Here is a 23,663-nt window from a genome sequence, read left to right as displayed (position 1 = left end):
AACCTCGGCTATTGTAGCAAAAGCACCATCAATACCAACGATTAATACTCATACAAATCATGCTTCAATACGAAGGGGGGATTTTTTTGTTGTTGATGCCAGAGACTTGAGACTTCCGGCCCGCCAAGCGTAACAATGCAATCGCGAAACGCAGAGCTGCTCATTGATTCCCGCGACGAAAGCATTCTCTCAAGCAATGAATAGCTGATACCTGAAATCACTTCACACTGGGGGTGTTTGTGGCTCATTAACGAGGCCACGCGGTATGGTGCGGCCCCCGCGGTATCCGTCAGGAAGATCACGCCCTCGCCTGAGTCAGTAGCATGCAGAGCGTGGCACATCATGCGGCTCAACATATTTGAGCTGAGTCCACGCCAAAAACTTACCGCCTGGCATTGGGCCAACGGGCCGTGCTTCTGCTCCAGACGATGCAGCATATCCTGTGCCTTATCGTCATGACAGGTAATTACCCAACCTAACATTGCCTACCTCCTTAGCAGGCAAGTAGTTTATCAGTGTGATAAATCCATAATGGTGATAAGCGTCAAAAGTCTTCCTCTCCCGAGCAGAGAGAGGAAGAAAGAATTAACTGCGCAAACCGCGCCCACGCTGGATCAGGTACCAGCACAGCAAATAAAACACCGCGATGAACACCACCAGCACGCCAAACGTGGTGACCAGCGGAACATCATGGATACCCAGGAAGCCGTAGCGGAACCCGCTGATCATGTAGACAATTGGGTTCAGGTGCGACAGCCCCTGCCAGAACGGCGGCAGCAGCGTTAACGAATAGAAAACGCCCCCCAAATAGGTCAGCGGCGTCAGCACAAAGGTTGGGATCAGGCTGATATCGTCAAAGGTTTTGGCGAAAACCGCGTTCAGCAGCCCGGCCAGTGAAAACAGTACCGCCGTTAACACTAGCGTGAGCGCAACAAAGACCCAGGAGTGCACCTGGAACGGCACGAAGAACAGTGAAATAGCCGTTACAAGGATCCCTACGCACAGGCCACGCGCCACGCCACCGCCGACAAAACCCGCGATAATGACGTGCGTCGGTACCGGAGCAACCAGCAGTTCTTCAATATTGCGCTGAAACTTGGCGCTAAAGAATGACGATGCCACGTTAGCGTACGAGTTGGTGATCACCGCCATCATAATCAGCCCCGGCACAATAAATTGCATGTAGCTAAAACCATGCATTTCGCCGATACGCGAGCCAATCAAATTACCAAAAATAATAAAATAGAGCGTCATGGTGATGACGGGAGGAACCAGAGTCTGGACCCAGATACGCATAAAGCGGTGGATCTCTTTCGCCCAGATGCTTTTTAGCGCAACCCAATAAAGCTGCATCATGCGCGATCTCCTTGTTTTTCATGCACCAGAGAAACAAACAGTTCTTCCAGTCGGTTCGCTTTGTTACGCATACTCAATACCTGAATACCCTGGGCGCTCAGTTGTGAGAACACGCTGTTAACCCCTTGCTCACGCAGAACTTCCACTTCCAGCGTCGAGGTATCAACCAGACGATACTGATACCCTTCCAGTTTTGGCAGCGGGCTTTTTGGCGCCAGATCGAGGATAAAAGTTTCAGATTTCAGTTTAGAGAGCAGACTCTTCATTGAGGTATTTTCCACCAGCTCACCGTGCTGAATAATACCGATATTACGACACAGCATTTCCGCTTCTTCGAGATAGTGGGTAGTCAGAATAATCGTGGTGCCTTTGTCGTTTAAATCTTTTAAAAAGCCCCACATTGAACGACGTAGCTCAATGTCGACGCCCGCCGTCGGTTCATCGAGAATCAACAGCTTTGGCTGATGCATCAGCGCCCGCGCGATCATCAGACGACGTTTCATCCCACCGGAAAGCATACGCGCACGTTCGTTACGTTTTTCCCACAAGTCGAGCTGTTTTAGATATATTTCGCTACGCTTAACGGCTTCTTTATGCTCAACGCCATAGTAGCCTGCCTGGTTGACCACGATCTGCTGCACGGTTTCAAACGGGTTAAAGTTAAACTCCTGTGGCACCAGACCAAGCTGACGTTTAGCGTTAACCGTATCTTTATCGAGATCGTATCCGAAGACGCTTACCCGTCCGGAAGTTTTATTCACCAGCGAACTGATAATGCCGATGGTGGTGGATTTACCTGCGCCATTCGGTCCCAAAAGCGCATAAAAATCACCCGCTTCGACTTGCAAATCTATGCCGCGTAGCGCCTGCACGCCACCGGGATAGGTTTTCTTAAGTTCTTGAAGTTCCAGAGCAATGGTCATGGTTTTTTACTTACCTTACGTTCTGACATTTCATATATAGTTTAATTAATGCTGGAGTTACCCTATATTAGCCCATCGAATTTATCTGGTTTCGGGTCGTACAACTCCATGAAAGACATAGATACACTCATCAGCAACAATGCACTATGGTCAAAGATGCTGGTAGAAGAGGATCCCGGATTTTTTGAAACGCTGACACATGCGCAGAATCCACGTTTTCTATGGATTGGATGTTCCGATAGCCGCGTTCCCGCTGAACGATTGACCGGTCTGGAACCGGGCGAATTATTCGTCCACCGTAATGTTGCCAATCTGGTTATTCACACCGACCTGAACTGCCTCTCAGTGGTTCAGTATGCGGTGGATGTGCTGGAAGTGGAACATATTATTATTTGCGGCCACTACGGATGCGGCGGCGTCCAGGCAGCGATTGAAAATAAAGAACAGGGGCTGATTGATAACTGGTTACTGCATATTCGCGATATCTGGTTTAAACACAGCTCACTGCTGGGCGAAATGCCGCAGGAACGCCGCATGGACACCCTGTGCGAACTGAATGTCATGGAGCAGGTCTATAACCTGGGCCACTCAACCATTATGCGATCCGCCTGGAAGCGCGGTCAGAAAGTCACCATTCACGGCTGGGCCTACGGTATTCATGATGGCCTGCTGCGCGATCTCGACGTCACCGCCACCAGCCGCGAAACGCTGGAGCAGCGCTATCGCCAGGGCTTATCTAACCTCAGCCAGAAACACTGCAACCATAAATAATGAGACATTGCCGGGAGGCGGCTATGCCTTACCCGGCCTACAAACCTGCGCCGTAGGCCTGATAAGTGAAGCGCCATCAGGCACTCCAGCCAATTACTCGTCCAGCAGCACCACTTTGCCAACGTACGGCAGATGGCGATAACGCTGAGCATAGTCAATGCCGTAGCCGACCACAAACTCATCTGGAATAGAGAATCCGATAAACTCAACCGGGACATCCACTTCACGACGGGAAGGTTTATCCAGCAGCGTACAGATAGCCAGGGATTTCGGCTCGCGCAGGCTCAGAATCTCACGCACTTTAGACAGCGTGTTGCCGGAGTCGATAATGTCTTCAACAATCAGCACGTCCTTGCCACGAATGTCTTCATCCAGGTCTTTCAGGATTTTAACATCACGCGTGGTAGACATTCCGCTGCCATAACTGGATGCAGTCATGAAATCGACTTCGTGGGAGACATGCACTTCACGGCACAGGTCCGCCATAAACATAAATGAGCCGCGTAACAGACCAACCAGCACCATATCGCTGCCGCTGTCCTTATAACGTTCGTTAATCTGACGTCCCAGTTCAGCAATACGCGCTTTGATCTCCGCTTCCGGGATCATGACTTCAACAGTATGTTTCATATCTCTAACCATATGATTTAAAAACAAATCACTCAATGCTTACTTTTAATAAGCGAGCATCTAAGCGCAAGGCACGCAGTATACCAGCAAAAGCATTCATCCGCGGCATCTGTTGATAAAGTTCATAATGTGACAATCGTCACGCGTTTTAACTCCTATAATTAACTGCTATTAAAGAAATAACACCTGTGATGGTATTTTTTATGGCAAATAACAACGTACGATCCCAACGACTTATCGTGACACTGAGTGCTCTGTTCGCCGCACTTTGTGGACTCTATCTCCTGATTGGCGGAGGCTGGCTGGTCGCCATCGGTGGCTCCTGGTATTACCCGATAGCGGGCCTGGCCATGCTCGGCGTAGCCTTCCTGCTATGGCGTAGTCAACGCTCCGCGCTTTGGCTGTATGCCGTCCTGCTTCTCGCTACCATGATTTGGGGCGTATGGGAAGTCGGCTTTGATTTCTGGGCATTAACACCGCGTAGCGACATCCTGGTCTTCTTCGGTATCTGGCTGATTCTGCCGTTCGTCTGGCGTCACCTGATCGTCCCTTCCAGCGGCGCGGTAACGGCGCTGGTCGTCGCACTACTGATTAGCGGCGCGATCCTGACCTGGGCGGGTTTCAACGATCCGCAGGAAGTACACGGCACGCTGAGCGCGGATACCACCCCGGCCGAAGCAATTTCACCGGTGGCCGACGAGGACTGGCCCGCTTACGGGCGCAATCAGGAAGGTCAACGCTACTCACCGTTAAAACAAATTAACGCCGACAACGTACATCAATTGAAAGAAGCCTGGGTATTTCGCACCGGTGATTTAAAACAGCCAAACGATCCGGGTGAAATCACCAATGAAGTCACGCCGATCAAAGTTGGTGATACGCTCTATCTGTGTACCGCCCACCAGCGTCTGTTTGCGCTCGATGCGGCGAGTGGCAAAGAGAAGTGGCATTTCGATCCCCAACTCAATACCAACACCTCTTTCCAGCACGTAACCTGTCGCGGCGTTTCTTATCATGAAGCACGTGCCGATAACGCCAGCCCGGAAGTGGTGGCTGACTGTCCGCGCCGCATCATCCTGCCGGTGAACGATGGCCGTCTGTTTGCCCTGAACGCGGAAACCGGCAAGCTGTGCGCAACCTTCGCCAATCAAGGCATCCTCAACTTACAGACCAACATGCCGGATACCACGCCGGGTCTGTATGAGCCGACGTCACCGCCCATCATCACTGATAAAACCATCGTGATTGCCGGGTCGGTGACCGATAACTTCTCCACCCGCGAAACTTCCGGCGTTATCCGTGGCTTCGATGTGAATACCGGTAAGCTGCTGTGGGCATTCGACCCAGGTGCCAAAGATCCCAATTTCATCCCGTCAGATGAACATACGTTCACCTTTAACTCACCAAACTCCTGGGCCCCTGCGGCCTATGACGCGAAGCTGGATCTGGTGTATCTGCCCATGGGCGTCACCACACCGGACATCTGGGGCGGTAACCGCACGCCGGAACAGGAACGTTATGCCAGCGCCATCCTGGCGTTAAATGCCACTACCGGGAAGCTGGCCTGGAGCTATCAAACCGTTCATCACGATCTATGGGATATGGACTTACCGGCGCAGCCAACGCTGGCGGATATCACCGTTAAAGGCCAGAAAGTCCCGGTCATTTACGCCCCGGCGAAAACCGGTAACATCTTCGTGCTCGACCGCCGTAATGGTGAACTGGTGGTACCTGCCCCGGAAAAACCGGTGCCGCAGGGTGCAGCCAAAGGTGATTACGTCAGCAAAACCCAGCCGTTCTCCGACCTTACCTTCCGTCCGCAGAAAGATTTGAGCGGCGCGGACATGTGGGGCGCCACCATGTTCGACCAGTTGGTGTGTCGCGTAATGTTCCACCAACTGCGTTATGAGGGCATCTTCACCCCACCTTCAGAGCAGGGCACGCTGGTGTTCCCTGGCAACCTGGGGATGTTCGAATGGGGCGGAATCTCCGTTGATCCCAACCGTCAGGTGGCGATAGCCAACCCGATGGCGCTGCCGTTTGTATCGAAGCTGATCCCACGCGGCCCAGGTAATCCGATGGAGCCGCCGAAAGATGCCAAAGGCACCGGCACAGAATCAGGAATTCAGCCACAGTACGGCGTGCCGTTCGGCGTCACGCTGAATCCGTTCCTGTCGCCATTTGGCCTGCCGTGTAAGCAGCCAGCCTGGGGCTACATCTCCGCCGTGGATCTGAAGACCAATGAAGTGGTGTGGAAAAAACGTGTTGGCACCCCGCAGGACAGCATGCCGTTCCCAATGCCGGTTCAGGTACCGTTCAATATGGGAATGCCAATGCTGGGAGGGCCTATCTCCACCGCCGGTAACGTGCTGTTCATTGCCGCAACCGCCGACAACTATCTGCGCGCCTACAATATGAGTAACGGTGAAAAACTGTGGCAGGGCCGTCTGCCGGCAGGTGGACAGGCGACACCGATGACCTATGAAGTGAATGGCAAGCAGTATGTGGTGATCTCCGCCGGAGGCCACGGGTCGTTTGGCACGAAGATGGGCGATTATATCGTGGCGTATGCATTGCCGGACGACGCTAAATAACTGAAAAGCCCGGTGGCGCTAAGCTTACCGGGCCTACGGATGCGACATGTCGGCCGGGCAAGGCGAAGCCGCCCCCGGCTTTTTTATACCGTGAATCCGAGCATCATGCCGGTATCTTCATGCTCTAACAGATGACAGTGCGCCATATAGGCATGCTCTTTCGGCGCGTCGTGGTCAAACTTCACCAGCACCTCGCTGACGCCGCCTTCTACCCGCACCGTATCCTTCCATCCCGCGCGGTGCGCGGCAGGCGCTTTGCCATTCTCAGACAAAATGCGGAACTGGGTGCCGTGAATATGGAACGGATGCAGCATCATGTCGCCCTGACCGGAAATCACCCAGCGCTCATGCTGACCTTTCGCCGCGGCGAACATGGGTTTATTCATATCAAACGCCAGACCGTTAATCCGGTTGGCATTATGGAAATCAAATGATCCCGCCTGCTTCATGTTGCCATGCTGCATACTCCCCATGTTGCCATGGTTCATATTGCCATGATTCATCTTCCCGTGGCCCATATTGTCATTATTCATATGGTCCATCATCTTCCCATGATCCATACCCGCCATCGCCTGACCGCCGTATTTCTTCATCAGCATTTGCATGCCCATCATGTCGAGCATCGGATCCATAGACAGCTGTAGTTTGCGTACCGTCAGGCCATCCAGTGACGGCAATGACGGCATGGATGTCAGCGAATCAGGCAGCGTTGCGGAAGCGGTAATCAGCAGCGGCTGAACGCGCATCACCGGGTGCGGCTTATCAAATGGCGCAACCGCCATCCCCATCTGGCTGACAGGCAGAGTGACCAGATCAAACGCCTTACCGTCGCTCACATCCACCAGCACTTCAAAGCGCTCGCCCATCAGCATAGGAAGTTCAGTTACTTTGACCGGTTCCGCCAACAGTCCACCATCGCTGGCAATAACGTACAGAGGACGATTGTCGCTGGCGGCAATATTCAGCGAGCGAGCGTTACACCCGTTCAGCAGGCGCAAACGCAGCCAACCGCGCGGCGCGGCATGTTGAGGATAAATCGCGCCGTTGGTCAGCAGCGTATCGCCAAACCAGCCGACGGCAGCGGTCATCATGTCCAGTTGATAGTTAATCTGTCCATCGGTGGAAAACTGCTTGTCCTGAATAATCACCGGCACATCATCAATGCCCCACTGCTTCGGCAGCAGCAGTTTGTGGATCTCTTCATCTTCAATCAGCACCAGTCCGGCCAGCCCCATCGCCACCTGGCGACCGGTTTTACCATGCTGATGTGGATGGAACCAACAGGTTGCTGCCCGTTGATCCGGTGTGAAAGTGACGGAACGTTTCCCGCCTGCCGGGATAATACCTTGCGGCCCACCATCAACTTCACCAGGAATTTCCAGCCCGTGCCAGTGCAACGTCGTCTCTTCGGCAAGCTGGTTGTGGATATCCACCGTCACCGATTGCCCTTTGTTTAGCTTTAGCGCCGGTCCGAGCAAATTGCCGTTATATCCCCACGTCGTGGCGGTTTTACCTGCAAAGTTCGACTGCCCGGCTTGTGCAATCAACTGAATGCGATTAGAAGCATCGGCGGTTAACAGGTCTGGAATGGGTAATGCCGGACGGTCGGCGGCAAATACGCTACGGCTCCACAGAGGTAATGCTGACGCGACGCCCAGCGCCACGGAGTACTTTAAAAAGTCACGACGTTGCATAATCACTTCCTTATATTCAGCAGCTTAAGCAGGCTATCTTTTAAGCATAAGCCTTCCCCTTACGGGAAGGTCAAGTAAACGGCTAATAATAAAGGTCGTCGCTTCGCTCGCAGTGTGCTAACGTTTAAATTCCGTGATGCAGTGGTAGAAGCAATGAAGACGTTTTTCAGAACAGTTTTGTTCGGCAGCCTGATGGCCGTATGCGCAAATAGCTACGCGCTGAGCGAGTCCGAAGCCGAAGATATGGCCGATTTAACGGCAGTTTTTGTTTTTCTGAAAAATGACTGTGGATACCAGAATTTGCCAAATGGGCAGATCCGTCGCGCACTGGTCTTTTTTGCCCAGCAAAACCAGTGGGACCTGAGCAATTACGACACCTTCAACATGAAGGCACTGGGTGAGGACAGCTATCGCGATCTCAGCGGTATCGGCATCCCAACGGCAAAAAAATGCAAAGCGCTGGCGCGTGACTCCCTGAGCCTGCTGGCTTACGTTAAATAATCCACCGCCGTTACTCTGGCTGTACCAGCGTCAGGGCCACGGATTGCGCTTTTAATTCAGCCTGCGCGCCTTGCGGCAAATTCACATCGGTAACGATATCAGTAAAGCGGCTAAGCGGCGCGACGTTAAATAACGAATGCGCGCCATACTTGCTGCTATCCGCCAGTAATACCTTCCGTTGCGCATTGGCAATAATTTCTTGCTTCAGTCCCGCCTTGTCTTCCGTTGGCGTGGTCACACCCTTTTCCATGCTCCAGGTGTTACAGCTCATAAAGGCGATATCGGGATAGACGCTACGCAACATTTTCCGTCCAAACTCACCAATGCAAGACTGACTGCTGTCATCAATGCGTCCACCAACAATAGTCACTTCTATCTGACGGAATTCTGACAAAAACAGAGCAATATGCAGATCAACAGTAATGACGCGCAGCGGCAAATGGGTCAGACATTTTGCCAGTTCCAGCATTGTGGTACCGGCATCAAGCACCACAGCATCGCCCGCATGCACCATTGAGGCGGCAAAACGCGCGATCGCCCGTTTCTCAGCGGGCGATCGCAGTTGCTTTTCATTGGTGGTCGGCTGCGCCGCTTCAAAACGTCGCAGGGCAACACCGCCGTGGCTACGGCTGATCACGCCCTGTTCATCCAGCTTGATAAGGTCGCGTCTGATTGTTGCTGGAGAGGCGTCAACCGCCTCTACCAGTTGCTCCACGGTCACCAGCGTATGATTTTTCAAATACGCCACAATCTTATCCAGACGGTGTTGGCCTTTCATAACAGTAAATTACGCCAGTTGCATTGCCAGTTTGATCGATACGGCCATGCTCTCAGATTTTGCTTTTCCCGTCCAGGCGATATCAAATGCCGTACCGTGATCGGCAGAGGTACGAATAAACGGCAAACCTGCTGTGATATTTACCCCATCATAAAAACCGAGCAACTTAAGCGGGATATGGCCCTGATCGTGATACATCGCCACCACCATGTCGTACTGGCCTTCATAAGCCTGCAAAAACACAGTATCCGGCGGGCACGGTCCGTATACACTCATCCCCTTCGCTTTCATATTCTCAATCGCAGGCCCGACAATGCGGATTTCCTCATCACCAAACAGGCCATTCTCACCGGCATGTGGGTTCACTCCCGCGACGGCAATACGCGGATGCGCAAAACCGACGCGCTTCAGGAAGGTATCGGCAATGCCAATTACCGTTTCAACACGTTGTCCGTTGAGCGTATCGAGAAATTTGCGCAAAGCAATATGCGTGGATACATGGATGACTTTCAGCTTGTCGGTGTAGAGCACCATTGCGTAATCACGACTTTCCGTCAACGTTGCCAGCAGTTCCGTATGTCCGGGATAATTGTGTCCGCCAAGATGTAATGCTTCTTTATTCAACGGTGCGGTCGCAATGGCATGCACATCACCTTTCATCGCCAGTTCCGTCGCTCGTTTTACACAGCGATAGGCCAGATCGCCTGCCTGCGCCTGCACTGTTCCCGGCACCAGTTCGTCGGGTTGCGCCAACGGTTCATCAATCACATGAATCGTACCCGGTTTAAATCGGGCATCAGCAACCTTTTCGATAGCGCGGAATGTCACCCCTTCAGCCAGCCCCTGGGCCTGTAATCGCTGCAGAGTTTGCAGGCACCCTACCACCACCAGCGGGGCGCCATTAAGGTCATCTTCACGCAGTGCTTTAACAATAATTTCCGGGCCAACCCCCGCCGGATCTCCCATCGTAATCGCAATAGTTTTAGTTACCACGGTACATCTCCTCAATAAAATAAAGCGCATCACAAAGGGTCGTGTCGGAACCGAATCCACCCGCTTTGGTAATCACTGGCAGGTCGTCAATCTCGCTGTTCACAAATGTTCCACACGGAATACAGGGGGCAACCTCACTTTGAATGCGATACCCTTCCGCCCCCAGCGCACTGGCGACCGCCGTAGCAATATCGCCTCCGGTCAGGAACAAACCACCGATACGCGCCTGCTCAATAATCCGCAATGTTATCTCTCCAAGACGTCGACTCAGCAGTTCTCCCAACTGTTGCCGGCTCATTTCCAGGTTGGTGCACAGCGAGTCGATCATATTCCGGTCTTCTGCACACCGACTGGTACGCAAGATCGTGTGCTGTTGCTGGCTCAACTGCGCGCAAGCCTGTTCAATAACAGAGGCCATTTCCTGCTCAAATGACGATGCAGACAATCGCGCAGCATCGATATCAACCACCGCAGCCCGGCCCTGGCACAACGCTTTTTCCACCTGACGTCGCGTTGCTTCGCTCATCGAGCCTGCCACCACCAACACTGGTAATTCCTGCTTTTCTTGCATAAACGTTCCGGCAGGCAATGCATTAGCAAGCCCTGCCGCCCCGACCAATAACGGCATCTGTTTTTGTTCGCAGACAGCGTGCGCGATCAGCGACAGATCTCGCTCTTCCACAGCATCCACCACCACCATGCATTCGCCTTCTGTCGCAAAAGCGCGAAGCAGCGCACTTAAGCTTCCCCGACGCACATCCGATAGCGACACCTCATGTACCGGGATATCGCTTTGCAACGCGATCAGTTCAGCAATGCGAGAAGAGTGAATGGGCGTTTTTGGATCGCTGGCAAATTCCGTCTCTAACAGCGGCACGCCATGTACCAGACATAATCCATCCTGTGTGGTACGCCCGGCAGCAGGGATCGCTGCCGCAATCACGGCCAGCGTCCGACCAGCAGCACGCATGGCTGCGGTGACTTCGGCTCCCACGTTGCCACGGAAAGTAGAGTCGATTTTTTTGTATACCAGCGGTATTACTTCTCCTTCACACCATGGCGCTAACGCCTGTTGTACAGCTGCGGCGGCCTGCATTGCAGGCATCGCCCGACTTTCGGTGTTAATGACCAGCACATCGGCGCGACGAGAGGGTTTCTGCGCAGGTGTGAGCATGACCTCCGTACGTGCGCCTTTTTTCGCCAACTGTACGCCGGTATCGTTAGACCCCGTAAAATCATCGGCGATAACGATCATTTTCATGCTTTGTTCTCCTGAACTGCCTGGCGCGCCTGTTTTTTCGCCACCCACGACGTAAGAATGGGCGTCAGAATAGCAGTCGTAATTACCGACGCTGCGATCAACGGCGCAGCCGCAGCAGCAACCTCTGCCAGCGATGGATCGGCTTGTGCTATCGCCAATGGCGTCGCGACCGCGTTCCCCGCAGTACTGGATGCAGCAGCGCCAGCAATACCACTCCCTCCGACGAGACGATCGGCGCGGATGTTAAAGAAGCCGCCAACAAAGGTGGTCAGCACACCCAACAGAATGCCTGCCACACCGCCCTGCAGCAGCATTTCCAGGTTAATACCAGCCCCAAGTGCAAAGGCAAAGAAAGGAATGAGCAACGGACCGCCTTTGGTCAGGAAGTCACGCATATTGGCATCGAGGTTACCGAGGATCATACCTACCACCAGCGGTACTAAAACCGCCACCAGCGCCATGACAGGAATATTTGCCATACCCGCTGCACCCAACGCGATCATGGTAAAGAAAGGCCCATCATTCAGCGACAAGATAGAGATCGCACCGACATCACGTTCGTTGCCAAACTCCCCCACCAGCGCCGCATAAAGCCCGCCATTAGAGTTACTCATTGCTGCAATAATGGCGACACCGCTTAAGCCAAAGATCCCTTCTGCGCCGAACAGATGTTCAACCCCAAGGCCAATCGCGATGGCGACAAGTAATTTTGTCAGCGTAATCGTACCGCCCTGTAACAAAGCTTGCGGCGCCGCCTTGACGCTAATCCCTGCGCCCATGCAGAGCAGGAACGCGCCGATTAGGGGGGCTGCGCCATTTTTAAATAAAGCAGTGGTGAATCCACCAATCTGCAACGCCTGCGGGGCAAAAGTGTTGATAATGGCACCGATAACCAACGGCACAACCATCATGCCGCCGGGTACACGTTCTATTGCCTTCTTGATGTTCATGGTCTTCCCGCCTGTTGTTATGTTGTGATTAAATAAAATCATAACGATTATATTTAATCAAAACAAGATCACAAACGCGGCAGATCACAGTTTAAAAATGATCAATAAAAATCAAATAATCATTTTGTGAAAAAAAGCCGGGTTAGTATCACCCGGCTTGATTGATATCTGAAATTACTCAGGATTGATGCACAAATTCACGGTACGCCGCGACCACTTGCAGAAAATCCTCTACGCCGCAGAGCGAAAAGCTTTCTTCGTCGTAGTAGCTCATCCCCTCTTCCATTTCATCGCCCGAGAACTCGAGCTGATTGGCGCGAACCATCACCTCTTCGCCATCCAGCCAGAGCGTGTATTCATGCCCTGCTCGCTGCCAGGAGCGCTCACTGCCCTTCACCGCACGCGCCGCCTGTTCCACTTCATCAAGTAAGGCCAGGTTCTCTTTCACTTCCTCATTAAACCAGTGCCCCACCACCTCGTGGCCCATGGACATACGCACTTTTACCACTCCGGTAATATCGCGCAGAAATTCGTAATCCATAATGTCTTCCTCTGCTCCCGGCAATGCGCCAATACCGCATTGCGCCTTGCTGTAATTATCGCAGCAGCGCGGCAGAAAAAAAGCGTAGCGGGTATAAGGAATAGAAATAAAAATGCCCGGAGAAGCTGACTTCTCCGGACATTGATGCGTTTTTACACAATACGCGTTAATACATTAGACCGCAGTCTGGAAAATCACCCCATCTGCTTTCTCAGTGTACTGAGAGAGCTGGTCGAAGTTCAGGTAACGGTAGGTATCCACCGCCGTCTTATCCACCTGCGCCACATAGGTCTGGTACTCTTCCGGCGTCGGCAGCTTGCCGATCAGCGCCGCAACCGCCGCCAGCTCCGCAGAAGCCAGGAAGACGTTCGCCCCGGTACCTAAACGGTTCGGGAAGTTACGGGTGGAAGTGGAAACCACCGTTGCACCGTCGGCCACACGCGCCTGGTTCCCCATACACAGGGAACAGCCCGGGATCTCAATACGCGCGCCGCTCTTACCAAACACGCTGTAGTAGCCTTCTTCGGTCAGCTGCGCCGCGTCCATACGGGTCGGCGGTGCCACCCACAGGCGCGTCGGCAGCTGGCCTTTATGGTTGTCCAGCAGCTTGCCGGCGGCACGGAAGTGGCCGATGTTGGTCATGCAGGAGCCGATGAACACTTCGTCGATCTTCTCGCCCTGCACGTCAGACAGCAGACGCGCGTCGTCCGGATCGTTCGGCGCACACAGGATTGGCTCTTTGATATCCGCCAGATCGATGTCGATCACCGCCGCGTATTCCGCGTCGGCATCGGCTTCCAGCAGCTGCGGATCCGCCAGCCATTTTTCCATGCCCTGGATACGACGTTCCAGCGTACGACGGTCGCCGTAGCCTTCGGCGATCATCCACTTCAGCAGGACGATGTTGGAGGTCAGGTATTCAACGATCGGCTCTTTGTTCAGCTTGATGGTACAACCGGCAGCAGAACGCTCGGCGGAGGCATCGGTCAGCTCAAACGCCTGCTCCACTTTCAGATCCGGCAGACCTTCGATTTCCAGGATGCGGCCAGAGAAGATGTTTTTCTTCCCTTTCTTCTCAACGGTCAGCAGGCCCTGTTTGATAGCGTACAGCGGGATGGCGTGTACCAGATCGCGCAGGGTGATGCCTGGCTGCATTTTGCCTTTGAAGCGCACCAGCACAGATTCCGGCATATCCAGCGGCATCACGCCGGTCGCGGCGGCAAACGCCACCAGACCAGAGCCCGCAGGGAAGGAAATACCAATCGGGAAACGGGTATGGGAGTCACCGCCAGTACCCACGGTATCCGGCAGCAGCATGCGGTTCAGCCAGGAGTGGATCACGCCGTCGCCCGGACGCAGAGAGACACCGCCACGGTTCATAATGAAGTCTGGCAGCGTATGGTGCGTGTTCACGTCAACCGGCTTCGGATACGCCGCAGTGTGACAGAAGGACTGCATCACCAGGTCAGACGAGAAGCCCAGACACGCCAGGTCTTTCAGTTCGTCACGGGTCATCGGGCCGGTAGTATCCTGAGAACCTACGGAGGTCATCTTCGGTTCGCAGTACGCGCCCGGACGGATGCCTTTCACGCCGCAGGCACGGCCAACCATTTTTTGTGCCAGAGAGAAGCCACGGCTGCTTTCTGCCACGTCTTTCGCCTGACGGAAAACGTCTGAGTGCGGCAGACCCAGCGCTTCGCGCGCTTTGGTGGTCAGGCCACGGCCGATAATCAGCGGAATACGGCCACCGGCGCGCACTTCGTCGATCAGCACGTCGGTTTTCAGTTCGAAGGTTGCCAGCAGCTCACCGGTTTCGTGGTTGCGCACTTCACCGCTGTAAGGGTAAACGTCAATCACGTCGCCCATGTTCATGTTCGACACGTCGACTTCAATCGGCAGCGCGCCCGCATCCTCCATGGTGTTGAAGAAGATAGGCGCAATTTTGCCGCCGAGGCACAGACCGCCGCCGCGCTTGTTCGGCACGTTCGGGATGTCATCGCCCATAAACCACAGCACGGAGTTGGTCGCGGATTTACGGGAGGAACCGGTGCCCACCACGTCGCCCACGTAGGCCAGCGGGTAGCCTTTTTTCTGTAATGCTTCGATTTGTTTGATCGGGCCAACGACGCCCGGCTGATCCGGGTCAATGCCTTCACGGGCGTTTTTCAGCATCGCCAGCGCGTGCAAAGGAATATCCGGGCGGGACCAGGCATCCGGGGCCGGAGAGAGGTCATCGGTGTTGGTTTCACCCGTCACTTTAAAGACGGTAACGGTAATTTTTTCAGCAAGCGCTGGACGGTTGAGGAACCATTCGGCATCAGCCCAGGACTGCATTACCTGCTTCGCATATTCGTTGCCCGCTTTGGCTTTTTCTTCTACATCGTAGAAGTTATCGAACATCAGCAGCGTTGAAGAGAGCGCTTTGGCGGCAATCGGCGCCAGTTTTGCGTCGTCCAGCGCATCGATCAGCGGATGAATGTTGTAACCACCCTGCATGGTGCCCAGCAATTCAATGGCTTTTTCTGGCGTGACCAGTGGGGAGGTGGTGTCGCCTTTCGCGACAGCAGCGAGAAAACCGGCTTTAACATATGCGGCTTCATCTACGCCAGGAGGAACGCGGTTGATCAACAGGTCTAACAGGAATTCTTCTTCGCCCACAGGCGGGGTCTTCAGCAGCTCGACAAGTGCGGCCATTTGGGTTGCGTCTAAAGGTTTTGGCACAATCCCCTGGGCAGCACGCTCAGCTACGTGCTTACGGTATTCTTCTAGCACGACGATATCTCCTCGCTCTCATTGTCATAATGCGGCGCTTTTGTTGATGGGCGATTCTCTTCACGCTCCTGTGAGACAGTAGTTAGTAGGGTAAATGCCCGGTACCGCATAAGGCACAATAACAGGATTTTCTTTAAGTGTTAATCTGTTTACAAAAAAGCAACATAAAAAATTGGCTGAATCGTTAAGAATGGTCTAACACCCTTGCTATATCAGGCGCAGCTATTTCAGCCCGCAATATTTGGACACATTATTTCGCATCGCTTTAAAAAACTTGCGCTGGCGATCCCAAGATTCGTCAAAAATTAAACTATCGTCTCTTTATACTCGCTTGAAACTGCACCCGTTGGCGGCAGGCATGATGACCATGACGGTTCTTCCTGAACCGGGAGAGATAAAATGACGTTGCCCTTTAAGCCCCATATCATTGCTCTTGCGTGCAGTGCAGGGTTGTTTGTCGGTGCGGGCGTGCTGTATGTAAAAAGCCGCACACCGGAAGCCCCCGAACAACCAGCCCCGGCAGCGGTTGCGCCTCAGGCGCCTGTTGCCGCGACACCTGTCGCGCCCGCTGCGCCAGCCACGTATACCACGGCTCAACTTGATCAGTGGGTTGCGCCTATCGCCCTCTACCCCGATCCGCTACTGTCCCAGGTATTGATGGCCTCCACATACCCATCAAACGTTGTTCAGGCTGTGCAATGGTCGCGTGATAACCCAACCCTGCAAGGTGATGCCGCCATTCAGGCCGTGTCCGGTCAGTCCTGGGATCCAAGCGTAAAATCGCTGGTGGCATTCCCACAACTGATGGCTCTGATGGGCGAAAACCCTGACTGGGTGCAAAATCTGGGGAACGCGTTTCTGGCTCAACCGCAGGACGTGATGGACGCGGTACAGCGCCTGCGTCTGTTGGCTCAACAAACCGGTTCGCTAAAATCCTCGCCACAGCAAACCGTGACCAACACGCAAAAAACGACGGTTGTCGTACCGGCGCAATCATCCTCAACCTCAACATCCCATACGGCAAGCAGCGCACCTGCGACAACGGTTATCAAAATTGAGCCAACCGATCCGCAGGTTGTCTATGTGCCCAACTACAACCCGAGCGTGGTCTACGGCAGCTGGCCTAATACTGCGTACCCGCCTGTCTATCTGCCGCCCCCTCCGGGAGAGCAGTTTGCCGACAGTTTTGTCAGAGGATTCGGTTATAGCCTGGGCGTTGCGACCACCTATGCTCTGTTCAGCAACATTGACTGGGATGACGACGACCATCATCATGACGACGATCACCACGACCATGATAATGGCGGCCCGCATGGTGGAAATGGTTACCAGCACAACGGTGATAACATCAACATTAATGTGAATAACTTCAACCATATCTCCGGGCAAAATATCAAAGGGCAGACCATGGGCTGGCAGCATAACCCGGCATATCGTGACGGCGTGCCGTACCAGAACAACGCTGTCGCCCAGCGCTTTCATCAAACAAATGTCAGCGGCGGCTTAAGTTCAACCCAGCACACCCCCACCACTTCCGCCACACGTGACAGCCAGCGTCAGGCGGCGATGACACAGTTCCAGCAGCGAACCCATACATCACCCGCCAACCTGTCAGGCGAGACATCCCGCGATAGCCAGCGCAAAGCGGCATCGCAGCAGTTAAATCAAATTGCCCAGCGTAATAATTACCGTGGCTATGACGGAACACAAAACAGCAGTCGTCGCGAGGCGGCACAGCAGATGCTGAATAAATCTACCACGCAGCAGCATCGCTCCGAGCTGAAGGCTAAAGCCCAGCAACACCCTGTTTCGCAGCAGCAGAGAGACACCGCCCACCAGCGTATTGAATCCTCTACGCCGCAGCAGCGTCAGTCCTTCCGCCAGGAGATGCATGCCAACGCCTTTAGTGGGAATGACAGCCGCTCACCGTCATGGCAGTCGCAGCAGTTGCGCGGGCAGGAAAGCCGCCGCATCGGCAATATCAATACCGGACAACGTGCTGCCGCACGTGAAAATTTTTCTGAGCACCACGAGTTTCGCCGTCGTTAATCGGAGCCGATGATGAAAAAAATCATGTTAAGCGCCCTGTTGCTGTCATTGCCATTCATGAGCTATGCGCAGCAGGCGTTCACGTCGCCCGAGGATGCGGCGAGTGCATTCGCCACTGCAGTGGCGCAGCAAAATGAAGCGCAGCTCACGGCGTTGTTAGGCGACAACTGGCGGCATTTTTTGCCGCCGGAGGGCGCTGACCCAGAGGCTATCGCGCGCTTTAACCGCGACTGGAAAATTAGCCATCATATTATTCAGCAGGACAACATGGCGCATCTGAACGTAGGGCAAGAGAACTGGCAGTTACCCATTCCAATGGTGAAAACGAGTAAAGGCTGGCAATTTGATATGGCTGAAGCTCAGGAAGAGATCCTCACGCGTACTATCGGTCGCAATGAGCTTTCCGCCATCGAGGCGCTGCACGCTTACGTTGATGCTCAACAAAGCTATTACGCGCTCAATCAGTCATATGCGCAAAAGATTGTCAGCAGCGAAGGCAAAAAAGATGGTCTTTATTGGCCCGTCTCTCCGGGCGAAACGCCAAGCCCTCTGGGGCCAGCTTTCAGCCCACAGGAGCCAGGGGCTGGCTATCACGGTTATCGCTTCCGTATTATTCCCGACAAAGCCAGCGGATTCGCGATGGTTGCGTGGCCCGTCGACTACGGCCAAACAGGGATAATGAGCTTTATGATTAGCGGCGATGACACCGTATATCAGGCCAATCTTGGCGAAGCATCACAGCAAAAAGCGCAGGCGTTAAGCGAGTACAGCCCGGATAAAACTTGGCAAGCCGTCACCCCGTAACGTGAGGTCCATACGCAGTCAGTAAGCCGGGTAAGGCAAAGCCGCCACCCGGCAACTCGCAACAAATTACAGGATGTTAGCAACAGATTTCGCCAGTTGAGCTTCCAGAACCGGCTTCGCTTCTTCGAACTTCAGGTTCACTTTATTGGCGTTAGATACTACGCGGGTCTGATATTTGGCGCGATCGCCTTGCGCGGTGCTGGTTTGCAGCTTAATGCCGGACGTCCCCTGACGCAGCGCGGCAACGTTATCTGTTGTCACTTTCGCTTTGCTGCGCTCGGAGATTTGCAGGTCAGTGACCATGGTGTAGTTTACGTCTTCCACCATCGCATCAGCAGCCATACCGATCAGTCCCGCTGCCAGGCCAACGCCCAGCGCCGCACCGGAGGAGTTGCTGTTATAAGCGGTAATCCCCGCGCCTAAAGCAGCCCCCATCGCCGCCCCTTCATAACCGGTCTTCAGGAAGCCCTGAGCTTCGCGCAGATCCATTTTGTCCGCTTTCAGTACGTTCGCCTGCACCCAGTAGTACGCGCTGTCCGGTGAACTGGTCACTTTATAGCCCTTCGCGGACAGGTCATTTGCCAGCAGGGTTTGCAGGTTGCTCATGTCTTTATCGGAAGTGTTTTTCACCTGAATGTAGACGGTCTTCTCGCTGGAAGGCTCCAGCCAGATGGTTTCGCTCATCTGCGTTTTCACTTCAAGATTACGTTTTTTAACGGCGGTGGTCATGGCGCCACACCCGGTCAGCGTAATTGTCGCGACAACCATGCCAACAACCGCGATTTTTTTTAAAGACATGTTTTTTCCTTTTTTCGTGTAATAGAGAGTCCAGAGCCTCTTAACCGCGCGGCCAGTAGCCACACAATGGCGAAAAAAGTATCGGCAGTTGCGCAATTTTTTTTAGAGGAAATATCAATAAGATGACTACCAGAACTGGTAGTTTGGGATTGGTGACGCTCACGTCAGCGTGGATTTGTCTGACGTGAGCGGGAGAGTCAATTCTGATGCGGCATTAATTCAGGATAACCTTTAAACGTCGGCTTCGTGCTGGTAAGTGCTACTTCGTCAGCTCGAATGCTGCCAGAGTTTGTGGCCCACACACCTTCCTGTGTCTGGCTAATCTGCTGATGCTGCGCATTCAAATTTTGTCCCATTGCCGCAATATGCGTGCTTTCGGTACCGCCGCTGTTGGTAGCCCATGGGATGACGGCGTCCTGCGCCAGCGCCATGCCGGAAATAAACACGGTAGTCATTACTGCTGCCTTTAAAAAACGTTTCATCATTTCCCCTCTCAATTTGTTATCACGCTATTAGTTTAGAGGGTTATTAATTTCATCTAATGACAAGATAAGGTGATTTATTTCTTGTGAAACAGGATGTTGATTTGGAATGGCGATTTCATGCGGTTCGGGCGTATCGTGCAGTACAGGAAAAAACATTTTCTGGCAATTCGGCGATTTACTTTAATTCTCTCCAGATTTTGACACTACTTTGTAACAAACACATAAAAAAAGCGGCCATTCAGCCGCTTTTTATCATTTTGGAAAAATTACTTTTTCTTCGCTTTCGGGTTCGGCAGGTCGGTGATGCTACCTTCGAACACTTCAGCTGCCAGGCCAACGGACTCGTGCAGAGTCGGGTGAGCGTGGATGGTCAGCGCGATGTCTTCAGCGTCACAGCCCATTTCGATCGCCAGACCGATTTCACCCAGCAGCTCGCCGCCGTTGGTACCGACAATCGCCCCACCGATCACACGGTGAGATTCTTTGTCGAAAATCAGTTTGGTCATACCGTCTGCGCAGTCAGAAGCGATAGCACGGCCAGAAGCAGCCCACGGGAAAGTGGCGGTTTCGTAGCTGATGCCTTTTTCTTTCGCTTCTTTCTCAGTCAGGCCAACCCACGCAACTTCTGGTTCAGTGTACGCGATGGATGGGATAACTTTCGGATCGAAGTAGTGTTTCTTACCGGCGATAACTTCAGCGGCAACGTGACCTTCGTGAACACCTTTATGCGCCAGCATCGGCTGACCGACGATATCGCCGATAGCAAAGATGTGCGGCACGTTAGTGCGCAGCTGTTTGTCAACGCGGATGAAGCCACGGTCGTCAACTTCCACGCCAGCTTTGCCCGCATCGAGGTTTTTGCCGTTCGGTACACGACCGATAGCCACCAGCACGGCATCGTAACGCTGTGCTTCAGCAGGCGCTTTTTTGCCTTCCATGGAAACGTAGATACCGTCTTCTTTCGCTTCAACGGCGGTCACTTTGGTTTCCAGCATCAGGTTGAATTTCTTGCTGATGCGCTTGGTGAAGACTTTAACCACGTCTTTATCGGCAGCTGGGATAACCTGATCGAACATTTCAACCACGTCGATCTCTGAACCCAGCGCATGGTACACGGTACCCATTTCCAGACCGATGATACCGCCGCCCATAACCAGCAGGCGCTTAGGAACAGTTTTCAGTTCCAGCGCGTCAGTGGAATCCCACACACGCGGATCTTCATGCGGAATAAACGGCAGTTCGATCGGACGGGAACCCGCCGCGATGATCGCGTTGTCGAAGTTGATCACGGTTTTGCCGTTTTCGCCTTCAACTTCCAGGGTGTTCGCCCCGGTAAATTTACCCAGACCATTAACCACTTTCACTTTACGGCCTTTAGCCATACCAGCCAGACCGCCGGTCAGTTGAGTGATAACTTTTTCTTTCCAGGTACGAATCTTGTCGATATCGGTTTTCGGCTCGCCAAAAACGATACCGTGTTCAGCCAGCGCTTTGGCTTCTTCGATAACTTTTGCTACGTGCAGCAGCGCTTTAGAAGGGATACAGCCGACGTTCAGACAAACACCACCGAGGGTGCTGTAACGTTCTACGATGACGGTCTCCAGACCTAAATCTGCGCAACGGAAGGCAGCAGAGTAACCTGCAGGGCCTGCCCCAAGTACCACGACCTGAGTTTTGATTTCAGTGCTCATCATGACCTCTTAATTTATACCCGTCGTCCACCGGGTCGTTCTATCCGCCCGTATTTTACAAAATTGTTAACAATTTTGAAACAACAAACGGCAACCGATTTGTCTTTCGCACAATAACCTCACTGACTTCATGAGATTACCAGAAAAAAGCCGGCCGTCGGGCCGGCTTTTTCGCTTACATCACCAGGCGGCGAATGTCAGACAGCATGTTGTTGATGATGGTGATAAAGCGCGCACCATCCGCACCGTCGATTACGCGGTGGTCGAAGGAGAGCGAAATCGGCATCATCAGACGCGGCATAAACTCTTTACCGTTCCACACTGGCTCCATAGAGGACTTGGAGACACCGAGGATCGCCACTTCCGGCGCGTTAACAATCGGCGCGAAGTGGGTAGTACCCAGGCCACCGATGCTGGAGATAGTGAAGCAACCGCCCTGCATTTCGCCAGCAGTAAGCTTACCATCACGCGCTTTCTTGGAGATGGTGGTCAGTTCGCGAGACAGCTCGGTAATGCTCTTCTTATTCACGTCTTTAAAGACCGGAACAACCAGACCATTCGGGGTATCTACCGCAACGCCGATGTTGATGTATTTCTTCAGGGTCAGACGCTGACCGTCTTCGGACAGAGAGCTGTTGAAGCGCGGCATCTGTTCCAGAGCGGCGGCAACGGCTTTCATGATGAAGACTACTGGGGTGAATTTCACGTCCAGTTTACGTTTTTCAGCTTCGGCGTTCTGTTGTTTACGGAACGCTTCCAGATCGGTGATATCGGTCTTATCAAAGTGCGTAACGTGCGGGATCATCACCCAGTTACGGCTCAGGTTCGCCCCAGAAATTTTCTGGATACGGCCCAGTTCCACTTCTTCGATTTCACCAAACTTGCTGAAGTCCACTTTCGGCCAGGGCAGCATGCCCGGGATACCGCCGCCAGCAGATGCTGCCGGTGCAGACTCGGCGCGTTTAACCGCGTCTTTCACGTAAGCCTGAACGTCTTCACGCAGGATACGACCTTTACGACCGGTACCTTTCACTTTCGCCAGGTTCACACCAAACTCGCGCGCCAGGCGACGAATCAGCGGAGTCGCGTGGACGTAAGCGTCGTTTTCAGCGAAGTCAGATTTACCTTCCGCTTTTGCAGCTGGAGCTGCTGGCTTCTCAGCTTTCGCCGCCGGAGCCGGAGCCGCCGCTTCTTGTTTAGCCGGAGCGGCCGCAGGCGCTGCGCCTTCAACTTCGAAGACCATAATCAGAGAACCGGTTTTCACTTTGTCGCCGGTGCTGATTTTGATTTCTTTCACGGTACCCGCGAACGGAGCCGGAACTTCCATAGAAGCTTTGTCGCCTTCTACGGTGATCAGTGATTGTTCAGCGGCAATTTTATCGCCCACTTTAACCATCACTTCAGTGACTTCAACTTCGTCACCACCGATGTCCGGTACGTTAACTTCTTTCGAGCCAGATGCTACCGGAGCCGCTGCTGCTGGCGCCGCTTCGGCTTTCGCCGGTGCAGCCGCGCCCGCTTCGCCCGCCACTTCGAAGACCATAATCAGGGAGCCGGTAGACACTTTGTCGCCGGTGCTGATTTTGATCTCTTTCACGGTGCCCGCGAACGGTGCCGGAACTTCCATAGAGGCTTTGTCACCTTCAACGGTGATCAGCGACTGCTCAGCCGCAACGGTGTCGCCGACTTTGACCATCACTTCGGTCACTTCAACTTCGTCGCCGCCGATGTCCGGTACGTGTACTTCTTTCGCCGCTGCCGCAGCAGGTGCTGCTGCCGGAGCCGCTTCTTTCTTCTCTTCTGCCGGAGCAGGTGCAGCTGCTGCTGCACCGTCGGCGGAATCGAAAATCATGATCAGTTTGCCGGTCTCAGTTTTGTCGCCAACAGAGACTTTGATCTCTTTAACGATACCTGCCTGAGGAGACGGAACTTCCATAGAGGCTTTGTCGCCCTCTACGGTGATCAGCGACTGTTCAGCTTCAACTTTGTCGCCCACTTTGACCAAGATCTCGGTGATTTCAACTTCATCAGCCCCGATGTCCGGTACATTGATTTCGATAGCCATTATTCTT

At 53.5% G+C, this 23,663-nt stretch carries 20 protein-coding genes; 5 read left to right on the top strand and 15 right to left on the bottom strand.

What is annotated here, in order from left to right; translation table 11 throughout:
• Nucleotides 1-41: 41 nt before the first annotated feature.
• The 3 genes from FHD02_RS07525 to FHD02_RS07515 form a co-directional block, all read right to left on the bottom strand.
• Entirely contained in the window at nucleotides 42-482 is a 441-nt protein-coding gene (locus FHD02_RS07525; RefSeq protein WP_038637318.1) for a PTS sugar transporter subunit IIA, read from the bottom strand.
• 103 nt (nucleotides 483-585) lie between these two features.
• Nucleotides 586-1,356: an ABC transporter permease gene (locus FHD02_RS07520; RefSeq protein WP_042312267.1), complete on the bottom strand. Its 771-nt coding sequence runs from the start codon at nucleotides 1,354-1,356 to the stop codon at nucleotides 586-588.
• A complete protein-coding gene (locus FHD02_RS07515; RefSeq protein ID WP_042312269.1) occupies nucleotides 1,353-2,279 on the bottom strand; it encodes an ABC transporter ATP-binding protein in 927 nt (308 codons plus the stop codon). Before FHD02_RS07515 ends, FHD02_RS07520 begins: the two co-directional genes overlap by 4 nt.
• 108 nt (nucleotides 2,280-2,387) lie before the next feature.
• On the opposite strand from FHD02_RS07515, the gene can reads away from it, so the two are divergent.
• On the top strand, nucleotides 2,388-3,050 hold the full coding sequence (gene can, locus FHD02_RS07510) for a carbonate dehydratase (RefSeq protein WP_038637306.1): 663 nt from the start codon (nucleotides 2,388-2,390) through the stop codon (nucleotides 3,048-3,050).
• 93 nt (nucleotides 3,051-3,143) lie between these two features.
• Here the strand turns inward: can and hpt are convergent, their stop codons facing one another.
• Nucleotides 3,144-3,680 carry a hypoxanthine phosphoribosyltransferase gene (gene hpt, locus FHD02_RS07505; RefSeq protein WP_042312274.1) on the bottom strand — a complete coding sequence of 179 codons (537 nt, stop codon included), beginning with the start codon at nucleotides 3,678-3,680 and terminating at the stop codon, nucleotides 3,144-3,146.
• Between the two features lie 203 nt (nucleotides 3,681-3,883).
• Between hpt and FHD02_RS07500 the strand changes: the two genes are divergently transcribed.
• Nucleotides 3,884-6,274, top strand: a complete 2,391-nt coding sequence (locus tag FHD02_RS07500) for a glucose/quinate/shikimate family membrane-bound PQQ-dependent dehydrogenase (RefSeq protein ID WP_220393773.1) — start codon at nucleotides 3,884-3,886, stop codon at nucleotides 6,272-6,274.
• 83 nt (nucleotides 6,275-6,357) lie between these two features.
• Here the strand turns inward: FHD02_RS07500 and cueO are convergent, their stop codons facing one another.
• Nucleotides 6,358-7,968: a multicopper oxidase CueO gene (gene cueO, locus FHD02_RS07495; protein WP_220393772.1), complete on the bottom strand. Its 1,611-nt coding sequence runs from the start codon at nucleotides 7,966-7,968 to the stop codon at nucleotides 6,358-6,360.
• 153 nt (nucleotides 7,969-8,121) lie between these two features.
• Here cueO and FHD02_RS07490 point away from each other — a divergent pair, with 153 nt between their 5' ends.
• Nucleotides 8,122-8,469, top strand: coding sequence for a YacC family pilotin-like protein (locus tag FHD02_RS07490; protein WP_003018667.1), 348 nt, complete (start codon nucleotides 8,122-8,124; stop codon nucleotides 8,467-8,469).
• Nucleotides 8,470-8,479: 10 nt separating this feature from the next.
• On the opposite strand, the gene FHD02_RS07485 is transcribed toward FHD02_RS07490, so the two are convergent.
• The 6 genes from FHD02_RS07485 to acnB form a co-directional block, all read right to left on the bottom strand.
• Complete coding sequence (locus tag FHD02_RS07485) at nucleotides 8,480-9,247, bottom strand: DeoR/GlpR family DNA-binding transcription regulator (protein ID WP_137360268.1); 768 nt, start codon at nucleotides 9,245-9,247, stop codon at nucleotides 8,480-8,482.
• Nucleotides 9,248-9,256: 9 nt separating this feature from the next.
• Nucleotides 9,257-10,240 (bottom strand): D-threonate 4-phosphate dehydrogenase, encoded by a 984-nt coding sequence (locus FHD02_RS07480; RefSeq protein ID WP_137360267.1) that lies wholly within the window; start codon nucleotides 10,238-10,240, stop codon nucleotides 9,257-9,259.
• Nucleotides 10,230-11,501: a D-threonate kinase gene (locus tag FHD02_RS07475; RefSeq protein WP_137360266.1), complete on the bottom strand. Its 1,272-nt coding sequence runs from the start codon at nucleotides 11,499-11,501 to the stop codon at nucleotides 10,230-10,232. The genes FHD02_RS07480 and FHD02_RS07475 overlap by 11 nt, the downstream gene beginning before the upstream one ends.
• Entirely contained in the window at nucleotides 11,498-12,451 is a 954-nt protein-coding gene (locus FHD02_RS07470; RefSeq protein ID WP_137360265.1) for a 2-keto-3-deoxygluconate permease 1, read from the bottom strand. The genes FHD02_RS07475 and FHD02_RS07470 overlap by 4 nt, the downstream gene beginning before the upstream one ends.
• Before the next feature lie 178 nt (nucleotides 12,452-12,629).
• A complete protein-coding gene (yacL, locus tag FHD02_RS07465) occupies nucleotides 12,630-12,992 on the bottom strand; it encodes a protein YacL (protein ID WP_020996227.1) in 363 nt (120 codons plus the stop codon).
• 174 nt (nucleotides 12,993-13,166) lie between these two features.
• On the bottom strand, nucleotides 13,167-15,764 hold the full coding sequence (gene acnB / locus FHD02_RS07460) for a bifunctional aconitate hydratase 2/2-methylisocitrate dehydratase (protein WP_220393771.1): 2,598 nt from the start codon (nucleotides 15,762-15,764) through the stop codon (nucleotides 13,167-13,169).
• A gap of 399 nt (nucleotides 15,765-16,163) precedes the next feature.
• On the opposite strand from acnB, the gene FHD02_RS07455 reads away from it, so the two are divergent.
• Together FHD02_RS07455 and FHD02_RS07450 are read left to right on the top strand one after the other, a co-directional pair.
• Nucleotides 16,164-17,813: a DUF3300 domain-containing protein gene (locus FHD02_RS07455; RefSeq protein ID WP_220393770.1), complete on the top strand. Its 1,650-nt coding sequence runs from the start codon at nucleotides 16,164-16,166 to the stop codon at nucleotides 17,811-17,813.
• 9 nt (nucleotides 17,814-17,822) lie between these two features.
• Nucleotides 17,823-18,617 carry a DUF2950 family protein gene (locus tag FHD02_RS07450; RefSeq protein ID WP_137360262.1) on the top strand — a complete coding sequence of 265 codons (795 nt, stop codon included), beginning with the start codon at nucleotides 17,823-17,825 and terminating at the stop codon, nucleotides 18,615-18,617.
• 66 nt (nucleotides 18,618-18,683) lie between these two features.
• Here FHD02_RS07450 and traT read toward each other — a convergent pair whose 3' ends face one another.
• The 4 genes from traT to aceF all read right to left on the bottom strand — a co-directional run bounded on the left by traT (nucleotide 18,684) and on the right by aceF (nucleotide 23,656).
• Complete coding sequence (gene traT / locus FHD02_RS07445; protein WP_137360261.1) at nucleotides 18,684-19,415, bottom strand: conjugal transfer complement resistance protein TraT; 732 nt, start codon at nucleotides 19,413-19,415, stop codon at nucleotides 18,684-18,686.
• Nucleotides 19,416-19,612: 197 nt separating this feature from the next.
• On the bottom strand, nucleotides 19,613-19,897 hold the full coding sequence (locus tag FHD02_RS07440; RefSeq protein WP_137360299.1) for a hypothetical protein: 285 nt from the start codon (nucleotides 19,895-19,897) through the stop codon (nucleotides 19,613-19,615).
• Nucleotides 19,898-20,166: 269 nt separating this feature from the next.
• The gene (gene lpdA, locus FHD02_RS07435) at nucleotides 20,167-21,591 is read right to left on the bottom strand and encodes a dihydrolipoyl dehydrogenase (protein ID WP_003018686.1); all 1,425 of its coding nucleotides are present in this window, start codon (nucleotides 21,589-21,591) and stop codon (nucleotides 20,167-20,169) included.
• 175 nt (nucleotides 21,592-21,766) lie between these two features.
• The gene (gene aceF, locus FHD02_RS07430; RefSeq protein WP_137360260.1) at nucleotides 21,767-23,656 is read right to left on the bottom strand and encodes a pyruvate dehydrogenase complex dihydrolipoyllysine-residue acetyltransferase; all 1,890 of its coding nucleotides are present in this window, start codon (nucleotides 23,654-23,656) and stop codon (nucleotides 21,767-21,769) included.
• Between the last annotated feature and the right edge of the window lie 7 nt (nucleotides 23,657-23,663).

Origin of the sequence: Citrobacter sp. EC_71 (assembly GCF_019584005.1) — a bacterium.
GTDB classification, from domain to species: Bacteria; Pseudomonadota; Gammaproteobacteria; order Enterobacterales; family Enterobacteriaceae; genus Citrobacter; species Citrobacter werkmanii.
This window is presented reverse-complemented; position numbering and strand designations above follow the sequence as displayed.

What these genes read in the sequence shown, in the direction of transcription:
- FHD02_RS07525 (WP_038637318.1), bottom strand. Translation starts at nt 482, where the DNA reads ATGTTAGGTTGGGTAATTACCTGTCATGACGATAAGGCACAGGATATG.
- FHD02_RS07520 (WP_042312267.1), bottom strand. Translation starts at nt 1,356, where the DNA reads ATGATGCAGCTTTATTGGGTTGCGCTAAAAAGCATCTGGGCGAAAGAG.
- FHD02_RS07515 (WP_042312269.1), bottom strand. Translation starts at nt 2,279, where the DNA reads ATGACCATTGCTCTGGAACTTCAAGAACTTAAGAAAACCTATCCCGGT.
- can (WP_038637306.1), top strand. Translation starts at nt 2,388, where the DNA reads ATGAAAGACATAGATACACTCATCAGCAACAATGCACTATGGTCAAAG.
- hpt (WP_042312274.1), bottom strand. Translation starts at nt 3,680, where the DNA reads ATGAAACATACTGTTGAAGTCATGATCCCGGAAGCGGAGATCAAAGCG.
- FHD02_RS07500 (WP_220393773.1), top strand. Translation starts at nt 3,884, where the DNA reads ATGGCAAATAACAACGTACGATCCCAACGACTTATCGTGACACTGAGT.
- cueO (WP_220393772.1), bottom strand. Translation starts at nt 7,968, where the DNA reads ATGCAACGTCGTGACTTTTTAAAGTACTCCGTGGCGCTGGGCGTCGCG.
- FHD02_RS07490 (WP_003018667.1), top strand. Translation starts at nt 8,122, where the DNA reads ATGAAGACGTTTTTCAGAACAGTTTTGTTCGGCAGCCTGATGGCCGTA.
- FHD02_RS07485 (WP_137360268.1), bottom strand. Translation starts at nt 9,247, where the DNA reads ATGAAAGGCCAACACCGTCTGGATAAGATTGTGGCGTATTTGAAAAAT.
- FHD02_RS07475 (WP_137360266.1), bottom strand. Translation starts at nt 11,501, where the DNA reads ATGAAAATGATCGTTATCGCCGATGATTTTACGGGGTCTAACGATACC.
- FHD02_RS07470 (WP_137360265.1), bottom strand. Translation starts at nt 12,451, where the DNA reads ATGAACATCAAGAAGGCAATAGAACGTGTACCCGGCGGCATGATGGTT.
- yacL (WP_020996227.1), bottom strand. Translation starts at nt 12,992, where the DNA reads ATGGATTACGAATTTCTGCGCGATATTACCGGAGTGGTAAAAGTGCGT.
- FHD02_RS07455 (WP_220393770.1), top strand. Translation starts at nt 16,164, where the DNA reads ATGACGTTGCCCTTTAAGCCCCATATCATTGCTCTTGCGTGCAGTGCA.
- FHD02_RS07450 (WP_137360262.1), top strand. Translation starts at nt 17,823, where the DNA reads ATGATGAAAAAAATCATGTTAAGCGCCCTGTTGCTGTCATTGCCATTC.
- traT (WP_137360261.1), bottom strand. Translation starts at nt 19,415, where the DNA reads ATGTCTTTAAAAAAAATCGCGGTTGTTGGCATGGTTGTCGCGACAATT.
- FHD02_RS07440 (WP_137360299.1), bottom strand. Translation starts at nt 19,897, where the DNA reads ATGAAACGTTTTTTAAAGGCAGCAGTAATGACTACCGTGTTTATTTCC.
- lpdA (WP_003018686.1), bottom strand. Translation starts at nt 21,591, where the DNA reads ATGAGCACTGAAATCAAAACTCAGGTCGTGGTACTTGGGGCAGGCCCT.
- aceF (WP_137360260.1), bottom strand. Translation starts at nt 23,656, where the DNA reads ATGGCTATCGAAATCAATGTACCGGACATCGGGGCTGATGAAGTTGAA.